This window comes from Stutzerimonas nosocomialis, assembly GCF_005876855.1.
Lineage (GTDB): Bacteria > Pseudomonadota > Gammaproteobacteria > Pseudomonadales > Pseudomonadaceae > Stutzerimonas > Stutzerimonas nosocomialis.
Genome location: NZ_QLAE01000006.1, coordinates 1 through 22,853, shown reverse-complemented (window position 1 = coordinate 22,853; position 22,853 = coordinate 1). Strand labels below are relative to the sequence as shown.

The window sequence follows — 22,853 nt, the reverse complement described above, 5'->3', positions numbered from 1 at the left end:
AGCCCGTCCTCGAAAGCCCGCTCCCGAGCGGGCTTTTTCATGGGCGGATTTTTTGCCGGCGCACAATGCAAAACGCCCCGCAGGGCGGGGCGTTTGCAGGGCGGGCGAGCGGTCAGCGCACGCCGGCGTTACGCAGCGCTGCCGGAGTGTACTGGTTGGAATGCGCCTTGTAGTTGTAGGTGTAGGGGTTGCGTTCCTCGTTCTTCATGCCCATCACCAGGTAGCGACCGGAGATCAGGTCGTACAGGGTTTCCATCGCGTACAGCGGAACCTGCACGTTATAGAAATACAGGGCATGCGCCTCGGCTACGCGCCAGAGCTGGCCGCGGCCGTCGTAATGGTCGACGATCGCTGCCTGCCAGGTGTCCTCGTCGATGAAGAAGTGGCGCTTGGCATAGATGTGGCGTTCGCCGCTCTTGAGCGTCGCTTCGACCTCCCACACACGGTGCAGCTCGTAGCGGGTCAGGTCCTGATTGATGTGGCCAGCCTTGACGATGTCGCTGTACTTGAGCTCCGGCGAATCCAGGCGGTAGGAGTTGTAGGGGATGTACAGCTCCTTCTTGCCTACCAGCTTCCAGTCGTAGCGATCCGGGGCGCCGTTGAACAGGTCGAGGTTGTCGGAGGTGCGCAGGCCGTCGGCCGCGGTGCCGGGGCCGTCGTAGGCCACCTGCGGGGCGCGGCGTACGCGGCGCTGGCCAGCGTTGTAGATCCACGCCATGCGCGGTTCCTTCACCTGATCCAGAGTCTCGTGGACCAGCAGCACGTTACCGGCCAGGCGCGAGGGTTCGGTGACCTGTTGCTTGAAGTAGAACAGCACGTTGCCGTGCTTCTCCGGGCTGTAGTCGGTCAGGGTGTTGGCGTAGATCACCTCGTCGACGAACTTGACCAGGCTGTAGTTGCCGTTGACCTGCGGGGTGGCCTGGGCGACCACGCGCCGCGCCGAGCCGCCGCGATAACGGGTGATGTGGTTCCAGATGACTTCCAGGCCGTCCTGGGGCATCGGGAAGGCGACGGCGGTGTCGAAGTTTTCCAGCCCATTGCCGCCGCGGACCAGGTTGGTGTGGGTCGCGTTGCGCTTGGCGGCGTCGTAGATGCTCTGCGGCATGGCGGCGCTGCGGCGGGTCTCGAACACCGGCATCCGGTAGGTGTCCGGATAGCGCTTGAACATGGCGATCTGGCCGGGCGAGAGGTTGTCCTTGTACTGGTCGACGTTCTCGGCGGTGATGACGAACTTGGGCTTGTCGTTCGGGAAGGGATCGGTCACGAAGCCGTTATCGGTGACGGGTGCGGCATTCTCCGGCAACCCGCCTGTCCATTCGGGGATGGTGCCTGCGGCATTGCCGGCCTTTTCCGCCCCTATCGGCGTGAGGCTGGCGCCCAGCTTGGCCGCATCGGAATCCGACACCGCCGCCATGGCGCTGGCAGCCAGCAAAGAGAGAGTGAGAGCCCCCGTTTTCAGCATTATTTGTTTCATTTGTTCTTATTCCTGTAATCCTGAAGCGCATTGACCATCGTGCGGCCGTCATTCAGGCGCAGGGTGGGTGGCGCCGATGGGGCGTCACGGGGTCCTGGCCTGATAGCGGGCGTTCCCGGGGCTTCTGGCTGTTCCGCCTGGCATGTCGTGCATGCTCTGGATAGGCCCTTCGGGGGTTTTGAGGGTGCAGCCGGGCGTCACTATAGTCAAGGACGCCACGGCTTAGGAACGACCATAAACGAGGCAAATGCTGCCTGAGTGGTCACGGCTGGCCTGCGGTACGGGAGGGCGGAGGTGCGCCCCGCGCGAGCGGGGCGGGGCGTCGGGATCAGCCGTGCTGGCGGATCTGGTACTGGTTGCGAACCGGGGTGGCGTATTGCTCGACGAGGTAGGGCTGCTGCACGCTCGGGCAGGCCGCCAGACGCTTGCTCCACTCGGCATGGGCGCGCTGCAGTTCCTGCTCGTTGAACAGGGTGGCGGCGTCCGGCACCTCCAGTGCCGGGTCCTTGCCGGCCCACATGTGATAGGCCAGGTAGTTCACCGGGAACAGGCGGTAGTTGCCAAGGATCTCGCGATCCAGCGCCACGGCGAACTGCTTGGCATCCTCGGGGACGCGCTCCATTGGAGCGCCGAAATGGACATGCACCCGTCCCTTGTAGCCGGTGATGCCCAGGGCGATGCTGGCGTCATCCTCGCCGGGCGCCTTGGTGTAACTGCCGGTGGTGGCGCGGATGTAGAGTTCGCGCGCCTTGGCCTGGTCGCACGGGTCGTACTCGTAGCTGATCGAGACCGGCGTGGGGCGCAGCTCGGCCATGGCCTGGGCGAAGGGTTCGTCCTTGCGGCTCATGTGCAGCATCTTCAGGATCGCCGAGTCGGTTCGATCGTCCCCGTCCTTGGCGCGTCCTTCGGCCTGGGCGATCCATACCGACTCGCCGTCATGGCGGATCGAGTGGTTGATGTAGGCCGACAACAGCTGGTAGGCCGCCAGCTTTTCACGCCGGCCGGTGATCGAGCGGTGGACGATGAAGCTCTTGTTCAGACGCATCAGGTCGCTGACGAAGGGGCGTTGCAGCAGGTTGTCGCCGATCGCGATGCGTGGCGTGCGCAGGCCCGCCTGGTACACCGCGTAGTTGACGAAGGCCGGGTCCATGACGATGTCACGGTGGTTGGCGAGGAACAGATAGGCGCGGCCACGCTGCAACTGCTCCAGGCCCGAATAGGTGATACCGTCGGTGGCGCGCTCGATGGTGCGGTCGATGTAGGGTTCGATCTTTTCCTGCAGCGCGTCGACCGTCTCAAGTCCGGCGAACTCCTTGCGCAGGTACCGGGCGATCAGCGGCTTGAGCGCCCAGCCGAGGGAGCCCGCCAGGCGGGGAAAGCGAAACCGCGCGAGGATCGCGAGGAAGGTCTGGTCGTCGAACAGACGCGCCATGACCGTGGGGACTTCGGCGTCGGCGTAGGGTCGGATGGCTTCGAATTCGTCCATCATGCTCTCTTGTGGGATAACGGCGTGGTCGGCGTGCATATCGGGCCGGTAACTAGACGGTCATTATACCGACAAGTCACATGGGAGACGGTGATGCTGGACACCCAGGACTATGCTTGCCCTTACTGCGGAGAGACGGTCGAAGCGGTGCTCGACCTGTCCGCAGGGGATCAGCAGTACATCGAGGATTGCCCGGTCTGCTGCCGGCCGATCGTCTTCGACCTTCGCACCTATGGCGTCGACTGGCAGCTGGTTGCGTTGCGGGAGGATGAGTGATGCAGCGTATCTACGAGCCGCGCGATCTGCTGGAAGCGCAGATGCTGGTCGGCATGCTGGCGGCCGAGGGAATCGTGGCCTTCGTGTCCGGGCAGCACCTGATCGGCGCGATAGGCGAGCTGCCCGCTGCCGGCCTGCTGGGTCTGCAGGTGGCCGAGGCGGATGCCGAGCGGGCGCGGTCACTGATCGCCGAGTACAATGGCGCCGACCTCTTGCCCGGCGACGAGCCGGACAGCTATCCGGGCGAGCTGATCTGCTGACGCCCCCGTTCACCCCCGCCCGACGAGTTCTGCCAAATGTGTGGCCGCTTCGCCTTTTTCCGCTGGAACCCCGACTTCGCACGCCTGCCGGGATTTCCCGCCGACCAGCAACCGCACTGGAGCCTGGCGCCGGGCGCTTCGGTCCTGTTGCTGCACGATGCCGGCGAGGGCCTGCGCGTGAGCCGGGTGCGCTGGGGGCTGACGCCCGCCTGGCTTTCCGATCTCTCCCGCACGCCGGCCCAGGCGCGTGCCGAAACCCTGGCCGAGCAGCCGATGTTTCGCGACGCCTTCCGCCAGCGGCGCGGCCTGCTGCCGGCCAATGGCTTCTACGAATGGCGCGGCAACCAGCGCAAGCGGCCGTTCTGGATGACCGGCGAGGGTTCGATTCTGTATTTCGCGGCGTTGTGGGAGGCCTACCCGGTACAGGGGCATACCTACCTGAGCGCGGCGGTGGTGACCCTGCCCGCGGCGAGCCTGCGCAGGCCGCTGATTCTCGATGCGGCAGGACAGGCCGCCTGGCTCGATCCGCAGACGCCTCTGGACGAACTCGAGGCTCTGCTCGCCGCCCCGCAGCAGCCGCTGCGCGAGCGGCCGCTGGCGACGCTGGTCAACGATCCGGGCCTCGACGGCCCGGAATGCCTGACGCCGGCCAATTAGCGCATCAGACCTTGAACTGATTGATCAGGCGGCGCTGCTGCTCGGCCAGCTTGGTCAGGCCGGCACTGGCACGGCTGGCTTCTTCGGCACCCCCGGCGACCTCGTGGGCGACCTGGCCGATGCTGCTGACGTTGCGGTTGATGTCCTCGGAGACCGCGCTCTGCTGTTCCGCGGCGCTGGCGATCTGGGTATTCATATCGTTGATCACCGACACCGCCTGGGTGATCGACTCCAGGGCGCGAGCCGCCTCGCTGGCCTGCTGCACGCTCTGCTGCGTGCGCGACTGGCTGTTTTCCATCACCTGAACCACGCCGCGGGTGCCTTCCTGCAACTGCTGGATCATGTTCTGGATTTCGCCCGTGGCCTGCTGTGTCTTCTGCGCCAGGTTGCGCACCTCGTCGGCCACCACGGCGAAGCCTCGGCCCTGCTCGCCGGCACGCGCGGCCTCGATCGCGGCGTTGAGGGCCAGCAGGTTGGTCTGCTCGGCGATGCTGCGGATGGTGATCAGAATGGTATCGATGTTCTCGCTGTTCCGGGCCAGCGTCTGCACCACGCCCACCGCGCGGCCGATCTCGCCGGCCAGGTCGCCGATGGTGCCGGCGGTTTCCTGGACGATCTGCTTGCCCTGGCGTGCGGCCCGGTCGGCATTGTTGGCCGCTTCGGCCGCCTGGGTGGCGTTGCGGGCCACGTCCTGGGCGGTGGCGGTCATCTCATGGACAGAGGTGGCGACCTGTTCGATCTCGGCCAGCTGCTTCTGTACGCCCTTGTCGGTGCGAATGGCGATGTCGGCGGTGTTTTCCGAGGCGTCGCTGACCTGCTGCACCGAGCCGACCACGTTGCCGATCATCGTCTGCAACTTGGCGAGAAACGCGTTGAAGCCCGTGGCGATCTGGCCCAGCTCGTTGCGGCTGTCGACGTTCAGGCGCTGCGTGAGGTCGCCGTCGCCCTGGGCGATGTCATCCAACATGACCACCATCTGACGCAGCGGTCGGGTCAGGCGATGGCTGATGATCCAGACCAGGGCCAGGCCGGCGGCGGCGATCAGCAGGCCGATCACCAGCATGCCGATCAGGTTGCTGTCGTGGTCGGAGGCGAGGGTGTCGATCAGTTGCTGGTGTTCCTGCATCACCACGGCGATGGGCAGTTCCAGCGCCAGGGTCCAGCGTGCGTCGGTGCCGGAGAAGCTGAACGGCAGGAACAGCTTGATCAGCCCGCGCGCCTGGTCGATCTGGTAGAGGTATTCCCCGGCCTTGAGCTGCTGCGCGCGCGCCAGGTCCTCGGGCTCGAGCACTTCGCTGGCGGGTTTGCCGATCATGGACTGGTCGCGCGAGTAGGCGGCCAGCCGGCCGTTGTTGGAGATCAGCGAGATCTCGCCGGCACCGCCGTAGAGCTGGCCGTTGGCTTCGATGAGCAGTTGCTGGATGAAGTCGACCTCGAGGTCGGCACCGATGATGCCTTGGAACTGGCCGTCGATCAGGATCGGGGCGTTGAAGGAGGCGAGCAGGGTCGTCTTGCCGCCTGCCTCGTAGGGGGCGGGGTCGACGACGCAGGGCTTGAGGGTTTCCTTCGGGCACAGGTAGTACTCGCCGGCGCGCACGCCGGTGGGCAGCATCGAGGTGTTCTCGATCTCGGTCAGGGTGTCGAGGGCGAGCTTGCCGCCGACGTCGCGGTGCAGCCAGGTGGCGAAACGGCCGTTGAGCATGCCGGGCGCATCGCGGCGGTACATGATGTCGTTGGCGTCGATGGCGTTCGGTTCCCAGGCGATGAAGATGCTCTGCAGCACCTGGTTCTGGACGAGGGTTTCGCGGGCCAGGTTGATCAGCTCTTCGCGGCGCAGGTTGGCCAGCGGCATGCCGTCGTCGCCGGTCTTGCCGGTCAGGGAGTTGACCCGGGCGAGCTCGGCGGTGATCAGCAGCGGTGTCTGCAACTGCGACTGGATACGGCTGATCTGCAGCTGGGCGAGGGCCGTGACGCGCTGCTCGACCATGGTCGTGGTGATCGCGCTGGTACGGGATTCGACGAGCGCCTGGGTACGGGCTCCGGAATACATCACATAAAGCAGCAGCGCCGCGATGATGGCGACGATGCTTGCGCCGGCGAGCGCGGCGAATGCGGTCTGGACGGATCGAAACATGGCAAACAGCCTTCTTATGGGTATGGCCCCGTTATCGGCTGCGGTCCGGAAAACTGAAATTTTGCGACACATGGGGCCGCTGGCGCGCTTGCCGGTGCCTCTGGCCGGTTCTAGCATACGCGCCACGTTTTTCGGAGAAGCACCATGTTCAAGCCACATTCCCTGTCGATGCTGGTCGGCGCTGCGCTGCTGGTGGGCTGCCAGGCCGTCAATACCACCAGCGGCGGAGCCATCGGCGTTGACCGCAAGCAGTACATGTTCAGCATGCTGTCGACCGAGCAGGTCAACCAGATGTACGCCCAGTCGTACCAGGAAACCCTCCAGGAAGCGTCGAAGAAAGGCGTGCTGGACAAGAACAGCGCCATTTCCAAGCGCGTCAACGCGATCGGCCAGCGCCTGATCGCCAAGGCGCCGGTGTTCCGCCCCGATGCGGCGCAGTGGGACTGGGAGGTCAACGTGATCGCCAGTCCGGAGCTGAACGCCAACTGTGGCCCCGGCGGCAAGATCATCTTCTACACCGGCCTGATCGAGAAGCTGAACCTCACCGACGACGAGATCGCGGCGGTGATGGGGCACGAGATCGCCCACGCCCTGCGCGAGCACGGACGAGAGGCGATGTCCAAGGCCTATGGGGTACAGATGGCCACTCAGCTGGGCTCGGCGTTCGGCCTCGGCGATGGCAGCCTGCAGCTGGCCAACATGGGCGTGGAATACCTGATGACGCTGCCCAACAGCCGCGCCAACGAGAACGAGGCCGATCTGATCGGCCTGGAGCTGGCCGCGCGTGGTGGTTACAACCCGAATGCAGCCATCACCCTGTGGGAGAAGATGAGTCAGGCTGGCGGCTCGGCTCCGCCGGAGTTCATGAGCACCCACCCGTCGTCCGGCAGCCGTATCGCCGCGTTGCAGGCGAACATTCCGAAAGTGATGCCCTTGTACGAGCAGGCCCGCTCGGGCCGCTGATCCTTCAGGCGAGCCGCTCAGGCCAGCGGCTGTGCCTGCGCCAGGGGCGCTTCCTGACAGGCCAGGGAACGCCCGCCATCGATATCGAAGAGCGAATTGAGTTCTTCGATGTCTCCCGCCGGATTGAGCGTCCAGATCGACATCGCGGCGATCGCCATGATCTTGTCGCTCGGCTGGCGCCCGAACGCCGGCTTGACCAGCGTGCCGATCAGGGTGCTGGAGGTGATGACCTTGTTGCCGTCGTTGAGGCACTCGTCGATCACCACTTCCAGATCCGGCATCGCCTCGCGGATGTCCCGCACGATCTGGGCGAACCCGGCGCTGTCGAGGGGTTGCTGGGCCAGCGAGCTCTTGTAGGTGAAATATTTGCTTTGTAGTTGTTCGGCCAGTGCCAGGCGACCCTTGTTCCAGCTCAGGTCGATGTGGGTACGGACACGTTTCTTGCAATCATCCGGTGACATTGCAGCTTCTCTCCTGGGTTTGGCTGCGGCGCGCCTCTTCGAGCATGCCGCAGCGGCCCTGGGTTCGGATAGTTGTGCCGGCAGTCAGAAAGGCAGCATTCCGCTGAGGCTCAACGCTTTATAGGTGGCATACAAGGCCAGTCCGGCGAACGCTGCAGCTGCTACGCGACGAATGAGCGTCAGCGGCAGACGATCGGCCGCAAAGTTGCCCGCCAGGACCACGGGCACATTGGCGATCAACATGCCCAGTGTGGTGCCGAGGATAACCAGAACGAACTGCGGATACTGTGCGGCCAGCATCACAGTTGCGACCTGGGTCTTGTCGCCCATCTCGGCGAGGAAAAAAGCGATCAGCGTGGCGAAGAACGGGCCGTAGCGGCGTCCGCGCGAGGCTTCGTCTTCGTCGAGCTTGTCGGGGATCAGGCTCCACACGGCGACCGCGGCGAAGGCCGCCGCCAGGATCCAGCTCAGGGTGACTTCCGACAGTGTGCTCGATACCCAGCTGCCGATCAGGCCGGCAAAAAGGTGGTTGGCCAGGGTGGCGACGACCATCCCGCCGATGATGGGCCAGGGTTGCCGGTAGCGGGCGGCCAGGAGCAGGGCGAGCAGCTGGGTCTTGTCGCCGATTTCGGCGAGGGCGACGACCAGCGTGGGGATGAAGAACGATTCCAAGCGGGTTCCGAAAGGGGCGGGCCGACGTTTCACCATGGCATGCACGACCTGCCCGCCCCCGGGTCAGGTGTTCATGCCATGGGTCTTGTCAGGCCGGCGAAGGCTGCGTGACAGCTTCGCTGGTCGCGGGCGCCATGGTCTGTGGACCAAGTATGTTGACGCACGCCGGGCGGGCAGGGTGCTCGCCGAGACTACTCCCCCAGGACGGGCGCGAGTTTGCCCAAGCGGACCCGGTTGTGCAACAGGCTAACGCCGTTTGGCCCGGTAAATCCGAAAGCCATCGGCCTCGCTCAGTGTCTGGCAGGGGCCCAGCGCCGCCTCGATCAAGGCGGGGTACTTGAGGAACGCATTGGCCACCAGGCGCAGTTCGCCGTTCGGCACCAGATGCGACGCGGCGCGCTGGAACAGGGTTTCGCTGGCCTGGTAGTCGGTGTGTACACCCTGGTGGAAGGGCGGGTTGCTGACGATGGCGGCAAGGCCGGTCGGCGCGCCGTCGATCCCGTCGGCGGCGATGACTTCCGCTTGCAGCTGGTTGGCGGCAAGGGTCATGCGGCTGCTCTGCACGGCAAAGGCGTCGACGTCCAGCAGCACCAGTTCGCTTTCGGGGTAGCGTCGCTTCAGGGCGCTGCCGAGCACGCCGGCTCCGCAGCCGAAGTCCAGCACCCGGCCGCGCGGAACGTCATCGAGCTGGGTCAGCAGCAAGGCGCTGCCGCGGTCCAGGCGTCCATGGCTGAACACGCCCGGCAGGCTCACGATTTCCAGCGGGCCGTCGGGCAGGTCGAGGGTGAAACGCTGCGCGAGGTCCTCGAGCACCGGGGCGTCGGGAGCGTCTCTGACCGTCAGCTGCCAGAGCTGGCAATGGCGCGCGCTGTCGAGCTTGCGCGGGGTGCCGAATGCCTCGAGCTGGCGGGCGGCGCGTTCGATACCGCCGCGCTTTTCGCCCACCAGATAGAGCGGCTTGTCCGCCAGCCGGCTGGCCAGCGCGCGCAGCAGGTAGTCGCTCAGCTCGCGCGATTTGGGCAGGAACAGCACGGCGGCGTCGAAGGGCTGCGGCGGCGGGGTCACGCCGAACAGGCAGCGCTCCCCGAAGCGCGCCTGCAGGCGCTGCTGGTCGCCGGCATGCCAGCTCCAGCCGCGGGCGTTCGGCAGATGGCCGAGCAGGTCGTCGGCCGGCAGGCCCGCCAGCAGCAGGTTGCCGCCGAACAGCTCGGCCTGGCGCAAGATGACTTCGCTGCGCGGATCCATGACGACTCCTCTGAAAAAGCGGCGAAGCTTATCAGCCTTGCCGCCGCTGCGGCATGCCTGCCCGCGCGATCAGCCGACCTGGCGCTTGGGCGTGCCGGCGAAGAAGGCGCTGGCGTTCTCGGCCAACTGCCCGACGATGCGCTGGCGCGCTTCGCGGCTGCCCCAGGCGCTGTGGGGGGTGATGATCAGGCGCGGGATGTCGCCGGCCAGCAGCGGGTTGCCGTTGACCGGCGGCTCCACCGTGAGCACGTCGGTCGCCGCGCCGCCCAGGTGCCCGCTGCGCAGGCTGTCGGCCAGCGCCTGTTCGTCGATCAGCCCGCCGCGCGCGGCATTGATGACGAATGCGGTGGGTTTGAGCAGCGCCAGCTCGCGCGCGCCGATCAGGTTGCGGGTCGCATCGGTCAGGGGGCAGTGAAGGGTCAGGGCGTCGACCTGCGGCAGCAGTTCGTCCAGCGAAAGCCGGCCGGCGCGCTCCGGACGGCCCGGCAGGTTGCCGATCAGTACGCGCATGCCGAGCGCCTCGGCCAGTCGCGCGACGGCACTGCCCAGTTCGCCGTGGCCGAGCAGGCCCAGGGTCTTGCCTTCGAGCTCGACGATGGGAAAGTCCAGCAGGCAGAAGTGGCCGGTCTCCTGCCAGCGACCGGCCTCTACGGCGCGCTGGTAGTCGGGCAGCCGTATGGCCAGCGCCAGCAGCAGGGCGAGGGTGTGCTGGGCCACCGTCGCGGTGCCATAGCCCTGGCAGTTGCACACGGTGATCCCGTGCTCGCGCGCCGCGTTCAGGTCGATGTTGTTCACGCCCGTGGCGCTGACCAGGATCAGCTCGAGCGACGGGCAGGCGGCCAGCGCCTCGGCATCGAGCGCGACCTTGTTGACGATCGCCACCTGAGCGCCCTGCAGCCGTTCGACGATGTCCTGCGGGGCGGTGTGCTCATGGCAGGTCAGCTCGTCGAATACGCCCTGTAGCGATGACAGGTCGAGGTCGCCCTGGTCCAGCGGGGCGAGGTCGAGGAAAACGGCGCGGCGATTGGTCATGACTGTACCTTTTGTTGTGGCCCTGGCTGGTCGAGAATGCCAGCCGGCATTGAGCGGAGCATGAGACATGTACTGGATGGAGTTTCTGACCGTGGCCCTGGTGCATCTGCTGGCGGTCGCCAGCCCGGGCCCGGATTTCGCGGTGGTGGTGCGTGAAAGCGTCACCCAGGGGCGGCGCGTGGGCAGCTGGACGGCCCTGGGTGTGGGCAGCGGCATCCTCGTGCACGTCGCGTATTCGCTTCTGGGTATCGGCCTGATCGTCTCGCAGTCGGTGATGCTGTTCAACCTCTTCAAATGGCTGGCCGCCGGTTATCTGTTGTATCTGGGCGTGCGTGCCCTGCGCGCCCGGCCCATGGGCGTCGCTGCGTTGGAGCCCGAGGCGCAGCAGTCCCGGGTGTCGTGGCGGCGGGCCTTCGTCACCGGCTTCGTCACCAACGGATTGAATCCGAAGGCGACGCTGTTCTTCCTCTCGCTGTTCACCGTGGTGATCAGCCCGCAGACGCCGCTTGCGGTGCAGGCCGGGTACGGCCTCTACCTCGCCTTGGCCACGGCACTCTGGTTCTGTTTGGTCGCCTGGCTGTTCAGTCGGCGGCGCGTGCGGGCGGGTTTCGCCCGCATGGGGCACTGGTTCGATCGCCTGATGGGGGCGGTGCTGGTGGGGCTGGGCGCGCGGCTGGCGCTGACCGAACTGGGCTGAAAGTTCTACAACCTGTGTCGGTGGGGAATCGCACGGCGAGCCTCGGGGTCGAGATGGCTGCTGGCCAAAATCGCACTTTCGACGGGTTCTACGGTTTTCCGCCGCCCTCTAGAGTGCGGGCAACAACTCCAATAACAAAGGAATGCCCCCGATGCTCCAGACCCGAATCCTCAAACCAGCGGACAACGCCTACCAGTACCCGCTGCTGATCAAGCAGCTGCTGCTATCCGGAAAGCGTTACGAGCGCACCCGCGAGATCGTCTACCGCGACCAGCTCCGCTTCGATTACCCCACGCTCAACCAGCGCATCGCGCGGCTGGCCAACGTGCTCACCGCCGCCGGGGTCAAGGCCGGCGATACCGTGGCGGTGATGGACTGGGACAGTCACCGCTACCTGGAGTGCATGTTCGCCATCCCGATGATCGGGGCGGTGGTGCATACCATCAACGTGCGCCTGTCGCCGGAACAGATTCTCTACACCATGAACCACGCCGACGACCGCTTCGTGCTGGTCAATGCCGAGTTCGCCCCCCTGTATCAGGCCATTGCCGGTCAGCTGACCTGCGTGCAGAAGACCATCCTGCTGGCCGACCAGGGCGCGGCCGATGCAGAGCTGCCCGATTGCCTCGGCGAGTACGAGCAGCTGCTGGCCGAGGCCGAGCCGCACTACGACTTCCCCGATTTCGACGAGGATTCGGTCGCGACCACCTTCTACACCACCGGCACCACCGGCAACCCGAAGGGCGTGTATTTCACCCATCGGCAGCTGGTGCTCCATACCCTGGCCGCGGCGGTCACGGTGACCGGCAAGGAAGACCCGGAGCTGATGCGTACCGGTGACGTCTACATGCCGATCACCCCGATGTTTCATGTGCACGCCTGGGGCATGCCGTACGTGGCGACCATGCTCGGGGTCAAACAGGTCTATCCGGGTCGATACGACCCGCAATTGCTGATCGAGCTGTGGCGCCGGGAGAAGGTCACCTTCTCCCACTGCGTGCCGACCATCGTGCAGATGCTGCTCAACGCCGGCGCCGCCCAGGACATCGACTTCGCCGGCTGGAAGATCATCGTCGGCGGCAGCGCGCTCAACCGGGGTTGCTACGAGGCCGCCAAGGCGCGCGGCATGCGCCTGTCGGCGGCCTACGGCATGTCGGAGACCTGCCCGCTGATTTCCGGCGCGCATATCAGCGACGAACTGCGCGACGCCGGCGAGGAGGCGCAGACCCGGGCCTACCTGAAGGCCGGCGTGCCGGTGGTGCTGGTCGACGCGGCGATCCAGGGGGCGGACGGGCGCTTCCTGCCCGCCGACGGCGTTGCCCAGGGCGAGCTGGTGTTGCGTGCGCCCTGGCTGACGCAAAGCTACTTTCGCGAGCCGGAAAAGGGCGAAGAGCTCTGGCAGGGCGGCTGGCTGCATACCGGCGACGTCGCCTCGATCGATCCCGGCGGCGCCATCGACATCCGCGACCGTATAAAGGATGTGATCAAGACCGGCGGGGAGTGGCTGTCGTCGCTGGCCCTCGAAGACCTCATCAGCCGTCATCCGGCGGTGCGCGAAGTGGCCGTGGTCGGCGTGCCCGACGAGCGCTGGGGCGAGCGTCCGTTCGCGCTGCTGGTGCTCGCGCAAGGCCAGTCGCTAGACGCCCGCGCCCTGCAGGACTTCCTCCAGCCCGCCGTGGACGCGGGGCAGATCAACAAATGGGCGATCCCCTCGCAGATCGCCCTGGTCTCGGAGATTCCCAAGACCAGCGTCGGCAAGCTCGACAAGAAGCGCATCCGCGTCGACATCGCCCGCTGGCAGGAAGAGGGAGGCGTGGAACTGTCGTCGCTCTGAGGCTGCGCCAGCGTCGCGACGGGCATGCCGCGCCAGGTCTTTGATAACCTGCGCGGCATGACACCACCGCAGCGAGGCTCTCCGTGTCGAACTCCGCTTCCCTGATTCGCGAAACCTTTCCCGTCGGGCCTTTGCAGTGCAACTGCACCCTCATCGGTGATCCGCTGACCAAGAAGGCCATCGTCGTCGATCCCGGCGGCGATCCGGAACTGATCCTGTCGCGCCTGGAGGCCCATGGGCTGAAGCTGGTAAGCATCGTTCACACCCATGCGCACCTGGACCACTTCCTCGCGTCCGGCCAGATGAAGGAGCGGACCGGCGCCACCTTGCACCTGCACAAGGACGACCAGTTCCTCTGGGACAACCTGGAAATGCAGTGCCGGATGTTCGGCGTGCCCTACGTGCCGGTGCCTGCGCCGGACCAGTGGTTGGCCGACGACCAGGCGCTGGACTGTGGCTGTGGCGTTGCGCTGCACACGCCCGGACATACGCCGGGCTCGATGAGCTTCTGGTTTCCCGAGGCGAAGCTGCTGATCGCCGGCGATACGCTGTTTCGTCGTGGCGTCGGCAGGACCGACCTGTGGGGCGGCGACCGGGCTGCCCTGGAGCGTTCGATCAGGCAGCGTCTTTACCGGCTGGACGAGGACGCGAAGGTGGTCGCCGGGCACGGTGCCGACACCCGCCTGGGCGACGAGATGCGGGAAAACCCCTTCGTGCGCGCCTGATCCGGCAGTGCCTACCGATCATCGTTCTGATGGCCGGTTCCCACTCCGCTGCGCTTCATCTTGTTAATCTTGCCGCGCCCTGCAGGAGCCTGCTCCGTCGGGGCGGCCAGTTTGATAACCGAACATGATCGAAGGAAGTACATATGAAGATGCTGGGTAACCTGACCGCCGTGGCTGCAGGCCTCGTACTGCTTGCCGGTTGCACCACCAATCCCTACACCGGTGAGTCCCAGGCGGGCAAGGCCGGCATTTATGGCGGCGTTGGCGCGGTGAGCGGCGCGGTCATCGGCGCGGCCACCTCGAGCAAGAAGGACCGTACCAAGGGCGCGCTGATCGGTGCTGCCGTCGGCGGCGCCGCCGGTGGCGGCTACGGCTACTACGTCGACACCCAGGAAGCCAAGCTGCGCCAGACGCTGCAGGGCACTGGCGTGCAGGTGCAGCGCAACGGCGATCAGCTGACCCTGATCATGCCGGGCAACATCACCTTCGGCAGCAACTCCTCCGACATTTCCTCGAGCTTCTACCCGACGCTGAACTCGCTGGTGCTGGTGTTCAAGGAATTCAACAAGAACGGCGTGAACATCGTCGGCCACACCGACAGCACCGGCTCGGCGCAGCTGAACCAGGACCTGTCCAATCGTCGCGCGCAGAGCGTGGCGTCCTACCTGATGTCCAACGGCATTCCGTCCAACCGCATCTCGGCCTATGGCGCCGGTCCGAGCCAGCCGATCGCCAGCAACAGCACCGAGGCGGGCCGTGCGCAGAACCGTCGTGTCGAGATCAACCTGATCCAGATGTAAGACACGCGACCTCCCTCCGTCTGCTTGCTGGTTTTTTGTCGCCAATAATGTGACAAGTTTGGAGGTTCTGATCGAAACGATCGGAACCTCTGGGGCGCCTGAAGACTCTCACAATGCTGATAGTGCGCCAGCAAGTGGCTGAGGAGGTCGGATGGATCGTCGCCCCGCTTTCCATTCGCGTAGAGCCTGGCTGCCTGTATTGGTCACCCTGACCTTGCTGGCGGGGCTGTGTGGATGGGTCGGCTGGCAATGGCAAGCCCTTGAAAAGCGCAGTGCTGCCGAAGACGAGCGGCGCTTCGTCTTCGCCGTCAATGACATCGAGCACACCCTCAAGGAGCGCATGCGCGCCTACGAGATGGTGTTGCGTGGCTTGTCCGGCTTCGTCGCAGGCAGTGGCGAGGTCACGCCCGAGGACTGGACCCGCGCCACCGACCAGTTGCAGCTCCAGGACCTCTATCCCGGTATCCAGGCGGTCAGCCTGGCACGCTATGCCACCCCCGAGACACTGACCCAGCTCGTTGCCGATATCCGCCGCAACGGCCGCCCCGGCTTTCGCATGTATCCCGAAGGGGAGCGGGACGAGTATCTGGTCGTCGACTTCATTCACCCCACCGACTGGCGCAACCGCAGGGTGGTCGGCTACGACATGCTCAGCGAGCCGGGCCGTCGGGAGGCCATCGAGAACGCACGCGAGAAGGGTGTGCCGGTCATGACCGGGCCGCTGCGGCTGAAGCAGGAGACGGAGCAGCACGTGCAGGTCGGCGTGCTGCTGTACCTGCCGGTGTACCTGCCCAATGCACCCACCACCACCCGCGACGAGCGCCGGGCCGCCTTTGCCGGCACCCTGCATGGCGCCTTTCGGCTGAACGACCTGCTCGAGGGCATCCTCGGCTCGCGCAGCGGCCTGTTCCAGCTGCAACTCTACGATGCGACCGACCCGGACGCGGCCCTGCTCACCGAGCGCCAGCCGGTATCAGAAAGCGCGCAGTTCAAGCGCACCCGCAACCTATACATGTATGGCCGCAGCTGGCAGCTGGTGGTTGCCAGCACGCCGGAGTACGAAGCCATCCTGCGTGGCAACCGGCAACCGTTCAGCCTCCTCGGCGCGCTGACGGCGGCCCTGCTGTTCTCGCTGATGGTCGGCAGCTACCTCTATCTGCGCGAACGCACCCTGCGCGAGAGTCGTGCCCTCAGTCTCAAGCTGCAGGAGCGCGAGTCGCGGTTCCGCCAGCTGATCGAAAAGCTGCCCGTCGCGACCTTGCTGTGCAATGACCGCGGCCGTATCGAGCTCGCCAACCAGAGCGCGGCGAGCCTGCTTGGCACGTCCATCGAAGGGCTGCTCGACGAGCGCGTCAGCCGCTACGTTCCCGGCGTGCTGATCGACGAGAGCCGCGCCGGCCCGATGGCGGCCAATCAGGAGGAATTCCAGGCCCAGCGCGACGATGGATCGCTGGTGCCGGTGGCCGTCAGCCTGACCCAGCTGAGCCGTGAAGACGGCCTGCATCACGTGATCAACCTGGTCGACCTGCAGGCTCGCAAAAGCGCCGAGGAGCGCTTTCGCAACGTGGTGGAGGCCTCGCCCAACGCGCTGGCGCTGGTCGACGAGCGCGGGATCATCGCGATGGTCAATCGGCAGACCGAAGCCATGTTCGGCTACGATCGCCAGCAACTGCTCGGCCAGCCGGTCGAGATGCTGTTGCCCGATGTGTTGCGCGAAACCCACCGGGAGCTCCTGCAGGGCTACATGAAGAACGCCGAACCGCGGCGGATGGGCAGCAACCGCGAGCTGTTCGGCCAGCATGCCGACGGCCGGCCCCTGCCGCTGGAGGTCGGGCTGTCGCCGATGCGCGCCGGCGACAAGCTGATGGTGCAGGCGGTGATCATCGACATCAGTCACCGCAAGGCCGCGGAACGGCGCCTGCGCGATCAGGCCGACGAACTGGCGCTGGCCAACCGCTACAAGTCCGAGTTCCTCGCCAACATGTCCCACGAGCTGCGCACGCCGCTCAACAGCATCCTGATCCTCAGCGACCAGATGCGGCAGAACACGGCGGGCAACCTGACCGAGAAGCAGGTTCGCCACGCCGACATCATGCACCGGGCCGGCAACGACCTGCTTCAGCTGATCAACGACGTCCTGGACCTGGCCAAGATCGAGGCCGGGCGGATGCAGTTGGATGTCGAACCGCTCGACCTCGAGGACCTGCTCGGCGAGGTCGAGGCAAGCCTGCGGCCGATGGCCGAGCAGAAAGGGCTGGCGCTCAGCGTGCGGATCGAGCCCGGCGTATGTACCGCGATACGCAGCGACCGCGCCCGCCTGGAGCAGATCCTGCGCAACCTGCTGTCCAACGCGCTGAAGTTCACCGAGCGCGGCAGCGTGGAGATCCTCGTCGACCGGGTCGCCGAGGGCGAGGACGAGACGCCGGACCGCGAGACGCTCCGCATCCGCGTGTGCGACACCGGCATCGGCATCCCCGCCGAGCAGCACGAGCGCATCTTTCAGGCCTTCCAGCAGATCGACGGTTCGATCAGCCGGCACTACGGCGGGACCGGTCTGGGGCTGGCCATCACCCGGCAGCTGGTCGAGGTGCTCGACGGCCGCGTGACGCTCACCAGCGCGCCGGGAGAGGGTTCCTGCTTCGCCGTGCAGATTCCGGTGACCCTGGCCAGCCCGGCCGAACCCCGGGGCGAGCCGCGCCCCGAAAGCCGACCGATGCCGCGGGTGGCCCAGCAGCGGCCCCGGGTGCTGATCGTCGAGAGCGACGCCGCATTCGCCAGGGAAGTGGCCGAGGCGGCCGGCAACCATGGGTTCGACAGCCTGGTCTGCCACAGCGCCGAGGAGGCGCAGCAGGCGCTGAAGAACAATCGCTTCGCCGCCATCGTGCTGGATGTGCTGTTGCCCGATCACAGTGGCTGGCAGGTCCTCGCCAGCGTGCGTGGCGAAGAGCGGCACCATGACGTGTCGGTGATCGTCATCAGCAGCGTGCCCCAGCCCCACGACTGGCACGATGAGGACAGCCGCTACCTGGTCAAGCCGGTGCCACGGGCGGAGCTGGAGCGCCTGTTCATCGAGCTGGCCCGGCAGAAACACAACCCGCTTCGCCTGCTCCTGCTGGAAACGGACCGCAGCCTGCGCCAGGCGCTGCGGGACCATCTGGAACGCCTCGGCTACAGCGTGACGGTCGTGCGCAACAGCGACGAGGCGCGCCTGGCGTATGCCGAGCAGTCCTACAGCGCGATGGTCATCGACCACGGCGCGAACGGACTGGACCTGCTCGCCGCGCTGGACCGCCTGCGGCCCCTGGGCGGGACGCGCGTGGTACTCGGCATCGATCATCCGCTCGACGGCGAAGAACTTCGCCGGCTCGAGCGGTATGCTGGCGTGACCTTGTCCAGGGAGCGGGCCATCGAGCAGATCGGACCGCTGCTCCGGCCGCAGGAATACAACAGCCCGGTCTCGCGTGGCGCGGTGGAGCAGCCGCTCCTGGGGCAGCGCGTGCTGCTGGTGGATGACGACGTGCGCACCATCTACACCATGACCGCTCAGCTGGACGAGCTCGGCTTGCAGGTGGTGCCGGCCACCGATGCCGAGGAGGCGCTGGACTATTTCGATGACGAGCCCATCGACCTGGTGTTGCTGGACATGAGCGCGGCGAAGCTCGATGGACGCACACTTATTCGTCGGTTGAGGAACGAACACGGCTGTCAGGTGCCTATCATTGCCCTTACGGCGCATGCGATGAAGGAAGACAAGGAGCGCTGCGTCGAGGCGGGGGCCGATGATCATCTGCCCAAGCCGGTGGCACAGAGCGAGCTGGCCGAGCGACTGGAGCATTGGCTCGGTGTAGCGGTGACGCGCTCCGCAGACAAATAAGGAGAAGGTGGATTGCACCCATTATTGAGGTCCTGCGCGCGGCAGGACGCCAAGCCCGAACAGGGGCTGCTCCAGGCAGGCCCGGCCCTGCGGCCGATGCACTCGATCGGGGTGCTGACCCTGGTCATGCCCTCGATGGCAGTGGAGGTGGCACATGGCGCGCCCGCAGCTTAAGTCGGAGCCCCGCACCCGCACCTTGCTGGTCGTAGACGACCGGGAGGCGAACCTGGTTGCGATGGAAGCTCTGCTGGGCGACGGCGACTGGCAGGTGCACACCGTCAATTCCGGCGAGGCGGCGCTGCAGGCGCTGCTCGAACTGGATGTGGAGCTGGTCCTGCTCGACGTGCAGATGCCCGGCATGGACGGCTTCGAGGTGGCGCGGCTGATGCGCGGCAGCCCGCACACCCGCTACACGCCCATCATCTTCGTCTCGGCCATCGCCCACACGCGCGATTCGGTGCTGCGCGGCTACGCCACCGGTGCCGTGGACTTCATCCTCAAGCCGTTCGATCCGCAGGTTCTCAAGCACAAGATCAACACGCTGCTGGCCCACGAACACAACCGTCGCGACCTGCAGCTGCTCAGCCAGCAGCTCGACAGCGCCCGCGCATTCAACGCCTCGGTGCTGAACAATGCCGCCGAGGGGATTCTGGTGGTCGGCGAGGACGGCATCATCAGCTTCGCCAACCCGGCCATCGCGCAAATGCTGCACACCACCGTCGATGCGCTCAAGGGCACCCCCTTGCTGGCGCACCTGGAGGCGCCGGAGATGCCCGAGGCCTGGCGCGAGACCGACTTCTACCTGCACTGGCGCAGCGGCGCGACCTATCGCGTCCACGAGGCGCAGCTGCGCACCGGCAACGGCGGCTCGCTCCCGGTGGCGCTGAGCTGCTCGCCGCTGCCGCGCCAGCAGCGCTCGATGGTGGTGATCGCGCTGGACATGTCGGTGGTGCGCAACCTCCACGTGCAGCTCGAGACCCAGGCGGTGACCGACTCGCTCACCGGGCTGCTCAATCGCCGCGGCTTTCACCAGGCGCTGGACTCGGCCCTGGCGCGGGTCGATCGCAACGGCAAGCGCATGGCGATCCTCTACATCGACCTGGACGGCTTCAAGCGCATCAACGACTCGCTGGGGCACGAGGCGGGTGACGCGATCCTGTGCAAGGTGGCGCGCCTGCTGGAAACCTGCATGCGGCCCTACGACATCCTCGCGCGCATGGGCGGCGACGAATTCACCGCGTTGCTCGACTCGCTGGACCATCCCGAGGACGCGGCCAAGGTCGCGGAAAAGCTCATCGAGCTGATCTCGGTGCGCCACAGCATCGAGGGCACCGAGGTGACGCTGGGGGCGAGCATCGGCATCGCCAGCTTCCCCGATTGCGGGCAGAACGTCGAAGACCTGCTGCGCTCGGCGGACATGGCGATGTACGAGGCCAAGCGTGCCGGGCGCCAGCAGTTCCGCTTCTTCTCCAGGGAAATGAACGGCCGTGCCCACGCCCGGCTGATCATGGAGGAGAACCTGCGCAGCGCGATCGACCGCAACGATTTCGGCCTGGTCTACCAGCCGCAGATCCAGCTCGACACCGGCCGCCTGCGGGGCTTCGAGGCGCTGTTGCGCTGGGATGGCAACGGCAGCGGGCAGGTGATGCCGGGCGTGTTCATCCCCCTGCTCGAAGAGACGCGGCTGATAAACCGGGTGGGCGAGTGGGTGATGCGCGAGAGCCTGAGCCAGTGCCAGGAATGGCTGCCCCGCCTGGGCGACGACCTGGTCCTGAGCATCAACGTCAGCCCGGTCCAGTTCGCCATGGCCGGGCTGTTGGACACGCTCAGCCGGTTGCTCGACGATTACCGGCTGAAGCCTTCGCAGCTGGAGCTGGAAGTCACCGAAGGGACACTGATGCAGGACCTCGACCTCAGCTGCGAGAAGCTCAGCAAGCTGCGCAAGCTGGGCGTCCGGGTGGCGATCGACGACTTCGGCACCGGTTACTCGTCGCTCGCCTACCTCAGGCACTTCGAACTCGATACGCTGAAGATCGACCGACTGTTCGTGTCCAACATGCTCGATTCACCCCGCGATGCGGCGGTGGTCAGCACCATCATCGATCTGGGGCGCAACCTGGGGCTGGAAGTGATTGCCGAGGGCGTCGAAACCATGGCCCAGCGCGACTGGCTGATCGCCCACGACTGCCACGTGATGCAGGGGTTTCTGGTCGCGCCCGGGCTCAGCCACGAGCAGGCCAGCCGCTTTCCGCAGCAGGTCGACTGGAGCCGCCTGCCGGTGGTGGGCGCCGGGGCGCATTGAGCTGCGGCGGCCCGTCAGGGCCTCGCCTGTTCAGCGGTCGTCGGAGGGGCTTCGGGCGGAGCCCGGGTATTCCCGGTGCAGCGCCTCGAGCTGGGCGTCCTTGTCCTGCCAGAGCTGGTTCACCCACTGCTGGAAGCTGAGCCGGTACTGCTCGTCCTGGTCATAGCTCCTGCAGATGAATTCGGCGGGAATCGGTAGCGTCTCGATGCGCATCACCACGTGGCGTATGCGCCCGCACAGCAGGTCCCAGAAGCTCGGATTGCCGTCCGGATAGTGGATGGTGATGTTGATCATGGCGGTCAGCTGCTCGCCCATGGCGTCCAGCACGAAGGCGATGCCGCCCGCGCGGGGCTTGAGCAGATGCGTGAACGGCGAATTCTGTTCGTCGTGCTTGGCCGGGGTGAAGCGCGTGCCTTCCAGGAAGTTGAACACCGACACCGGGTTGGTCCGGTAGCGTTCGCAGGCCTTGCGCGTGGTGGCCAGGTCCTGGCCGCGCTTTTCCGGGTGCTTGGCCAGGTATTCCTTGCTGAAGCGCTTCATGAAGGGAAACTCCAGCGCCCACCAGCAGAGGCCGATCACCGGCACCCAGATCAGTTCCTGCTTCAGGAAGAACTTGAGGATGGGCATGCGCCGGTTGAGCTGGTACTGCAGCATCAGGATGTCGGCCCAGCTCTGGTGGTTGCTGGTGACCAGGTAGGAGTGGCTCATGTCCACCTTCTCAAGCCCCTGCACGTCCCAACGGGTGCGCTGCACCAGATCCATCCAGAAGCTGTTCACCGATATCCAGGACTCGGCGATCCAGTGCATGGCGGTGCGCAGCGGCCGTTGCGCCAGCGGGAAGGGCAGCACCAGCTTGAGCAGCGACAGGGCGAACAGCGGCCAGCACCAGAAGAGCGTGTTGAGGATCAGTAACAGGCCGGCGAGGGCGCCGCGAAGGACGTGGGGCAGAAAGCTCAGCATCGTGCGATGTCTCGAAAAATGCGCAGGGCGAAGGCCCCGTGTTTGGCGCTTGGGTCATTATTTGGGCGCCAAGGGTAACGATTGTGGGTAGAACTGCAAGCTATTGCCGAGATCGTCGCCAGATGCGGCGGGCGCCGGGCAGCCCGCGCGCCACCGCCCCGGGAGACGATGGCGCGCGGGGATCAGGCTTCGCTGCTGGCGGCCTGGATGGCGGTGAGGGCGATGGTGAAGACGATGTCATCGACCAGCGCGCCGCGCGACAGGTCGTTCACCGGCTTGCGCAGGCCCTGCAACATCGGCCCGACGCTGATCACGTTGGCGCTTCTCTGCACGGCCTTGTAGGTCGTGTTGCCGGTGTTGAGGTCGGGGAAGATGAACACCGTGGCGTTGCCCGCGACCTTGCTGTTGGGCGCCTTCTGCCGGCCGACGCTTTCGATGGCGGCGGCGTCGTACTGCAGCGGGCCGTCGAGGGCGAGGTCGGGGCGCAGCTCGCGAGCCAGGCGGGTGGCTTCGCGCACCTTTTCCACTTCCTCGCCGCTGCCCGAATCGCCGGTGGAGTAGCTGATCATCGCCACCCGCGGGGGGATGCCGAAGGCGGCGGCCGAGTCGGCGCTCTGAATGGCGATTTCCGCGAGTTCGGCGGCAGTCGGGTCGGGATTGACCGCGCAGTCGCCGTAGACCACCACCTGGTCGGGCAGCAGCATGAAGAACACCGAGGAAACGAGCTTGTAGCCCGGCGCGGTCTTGATCAGCTGCAGGGCGGGGCGGATGGTGTTGGCGGTGGTGTGGACGGCGCCGGACACCAGGCCGTCCACTTCGTCCAGGGCCAGCATCATGGTGCCCAGCACCACCGAGTCCTCCAGCTGTGCGCTGGCCATGGGGGCATTGAGGCCCTTGCCCTTGCGCAGTTCCACCATCGGCGGCACGTAGCGCTCGCGGATCAGGTCCGGGTCGAGGATCTCCAGCCCTTCCGGCAGGTCGATGCCCTGCGCCTGGGCGAC

General features: G+C 66.2%; 19 protein-coding genes. 10 read left to right on the top strand and 9 right to left on the bottom strand.

The window, feature by feature from the left end; translation table 11 throughout:
• Positions 1-112: 112 nt before the first annotated feature.
• Together DN824_RS05110 and DN824_RS05105 are read right to left on the bottom strand one after the other, a co-directional pair.
• Entirely contained in the window at positions 113-1,462 is a 1,350-nt protein-coding gene (locus DN824_RS05110; RefSeq protein ID WP_138407414.1) for a DUF1329 domain-containing protein, read from the bottom strand.
• 340 nt (positions 1,463-1,802) lie between these two features.
• A complete protein-coding gene (locus DN824_RS05105; RefSeq protein WP_138407267.1) occupies positions 1,803-2,963 on the bottom strand; it encodes a 1-acyl-sn-glycerol-3-phosphate acyltransferase in 1,161 nt (386 codons plus the stop codon).
• 90 nt (positions 2,964-3,053) lie between these two features.
• Here DN824_RS05105 and DN824_RS05100 point away from each other — a divergent pair, with 90 nt between their 5' ends.
• From DN824_RS05100 to DN824_RS05090, 3 genes are read left to right on the top strand one after another with little or no spacing between them, the layout of a single operon-like run.
• Positions 3,054-3,236, top strand: coding sequence for a CPXCG motif-containing cysteine-rich protein (locus DN824_RS05100; protein ID WP_138407266.1), 183 nt, complete (start codon positions 3,054-3,056; stop codon positions 3,234-3,236).
• A complete protein-coding gene (locus DN824_RS05095; protein ID WP_138407265.1) occupies positions 3,236-3,496 on the top strand; it encodes a putative signal transducing protein in 261 nt (86 codons plus the stop codon). Before DN824_RS05100 ends, DN824_RS05095 begins: the two co-directional genes overlap by 1 nt.
• Positions 3,497-3,532: 36 nt before the next feature.
• Positions 3,533-4,153, top strand: a complete 621-nt coding sequence (locus DN824_RS05090) for an SOS response-associated peptidase (protein ID WP_138407264.1) — start codon at positions 3,533-3,535, stop codon at positions 4,151-4,153.
• 4 nt (positions 4,154-4,157) lie between these two features.
• On the opposite strand, the gene DN824_RS05085 is transcribed toward DN824_RS05090, so the two are convergent.
• Positions 4,158-6,287 (bottom strand): methyl-accepting chemotaxis protein, encoded by a 2,130-nt coding sequence (locus DN824_RS05085; RefSeq protein WP_138407263.1) that lies wholly within the window; start codon positions 6,285-6,287, stop codon positions 4,158-4,160.
• Between the two features lie 144 nt (positions 6,288-6,431).
• Here DN824_RS05085 and DN824_RS05080 point away from each other — a divergent pair, with 144 nt between their 5' ends.
• Positions 6,432-7,250 carry a M48 family metallopeptidase gene (locus tag DN824_RS05080; RefSeq protein WP_138407262.1) on the top strand — a complete coding sequence of 273 codons (819 nt, stop codon included), beginning with the start codon at positions 6,432-6,434 and terminating at the stop codon, positions 7,248-7,250.
• Between the two features lie 17 nt (positions 7,251-7,267).
• Here the strand turns inward: DN824_RS05080 and DN824_RS05075 are convergent, their stop codons facing one another.
• From DN824_RS05075 to DN824_RS05060, 4 genes are all read right to left on the bottom strand, one after another.
• Positions 7,268-7,711: an ester cyclase gene (locus DN824_RS05075; RefSeq protein WP_138407261.1), complete on the bottom strand. Its 444-nt coding sequence runs from the start codon at positions 7,709-7,711 to the stop codon at positions 7,268-7,270.
• 84 nt (positions 7,712-7,795) lie between these two features.
• Complete coding sequence (locus tag DN824_RS05070; protein ID WP_138407260.1) at positions 7,796-8,383, bottom strand: TMEM165/GDT1 family protein; 588 nt, start codon at positions 8,381-8,383, stop codon at positions 7,796-7,798.
• A gap of 246 nt (positions 8,384-8,629) precedes the next feature.
• Complete coding sequence (locus DN824_RS05065; protein WP_138407259.1) at positions 8,630-9,628, bottom strand: class I SAM-dependent methyltransferase; 999 nt, start codon at positions 9,626-9,628, stop codon at positions 8,630-8,632.
• A 69-nt stretch (positions 9,629-9,697) separates the two neighbouring features.
• On the bottom strand, positions 9,698-10,660 hold the full coding sequence (locus DN824_RS05060) for a 2-hydroxyacid dehydrogenase (RefSeq protein ID WP_138407258.1): 963 nt from the start codon (positions 10,658-10,660) through the stop codon (positions 9,698-9,700).
• Between the two features lie 67 nt (positions 10,661-10,727).
• Here DN824_RS05060 and DN824_RS05055 point away from each other — a divergent pair, with 67 nt between their 5' ends.
• From DN824_RS05055 to DN824_RS05030, 6 genes are all read left to right on the top strand, one after another.
• On the top strand, positions 10,728-11,357 hold the full coding sequence (locus tag DN824_RS05055) for a LysE family translocator (RefSeq protein ID WP_138407257.1): 630 nt from the start codon (positions 10,728-10,730) through the stop codon (positions 11,355-11,357).
• Positions 11,358-11,508: 151 nt separating this feature from the next.
• Positions 11,509-13,191 (top strand): fatty acid--CoA ligase, encoded by a 1,683-nt coding sequence (locus tag DN824_RS05050; protein WP_138407256.1) that lies wholly within the window; start codon positions 11,509-11,511, stop codon positions 13,189-13,191.
• 83 nt (positions 13,192-13,274) lie between these two features.
• Positions 13,275-13,916 carry an MBL fold metallo-hydrolase gene (locus DN824_RS05045; protein WP_138407255.1) on the top strand — a complete coding sequence of 214 codons (642 nt, stop codon included), beginning with the start codon at positions 13,275-13,277 and terminating at the stop codon, positions 13,914-13,916.
• 143 nt (positions 13,917-14,059) lie between these two features.
• Positions 14,060-14,716 carry a YiaD family glycine zipper/OmpA-like lipoprotein gene (locus DN824_RS05040; protein ID WP_138407254.1) on the top strand — a complete coding sequence of 219 codons (657 nt, stop codon included), beginning with the start codon at positions 14,060-14,062 and terminating at the stop codon, positions 14,714-14,716.
• A 151-nt stretch (positions 14,717-14,867) separates the two neighbouring features.
• Positions 14,868-18,590 carry a CHASE domain-containing protein gene (locus DN824_RS05035; protein WP_138407253.1) on the top strand — a complete coding sequence of 1,241 codons (3,723 nt, stop codon included), beginning with the start codon at positions 14,868-14,870 and terminating at the stop codon, positions 18,588-18,590.
• Positions 18,591-18,744: 154 nt separating this feature from the next.
• The gene (locus tag DN824_RS05030) at positions 18,745-20,892 is read left to right on the top strand and encodes a putative bifunctional diguanylate cyclase/phosphodiesterase (protein WP_138407252.1); all 2,148 of its coding nucleotides are present in this window, start codon (positions 18,745-18,747) and stop codon (positions 20,890-20,892) included.
• A gap of 30 nt (positions 20,893-20,922) precedes the next feature.
• On the opposite strand, the gene DN824_RS05025 is transcribed toward DN824_RS05030, so the two are convergent.
• Both DN824_RS05025 and pta read right to left on the bottom strand, forming a co-directional pair.
• Entirely contained in the window at positions 20,923-21,852 is a 930-nt protein-coding gene (locus tag DN824_RS05025; protein ID WP_138407251.1) for an acyltransferase, read from the bottom strand.
• A gap of 182 nt (positions 21,853-22,034) precedes the next feature.
• On the bottom strand, positions 22,035-22,853 hold an 819-nt coding region (pta, locus tag DN824_RS05020; protein WP_138407250.1), incomplete at its 5' end, for a phosphate acetyltransferase.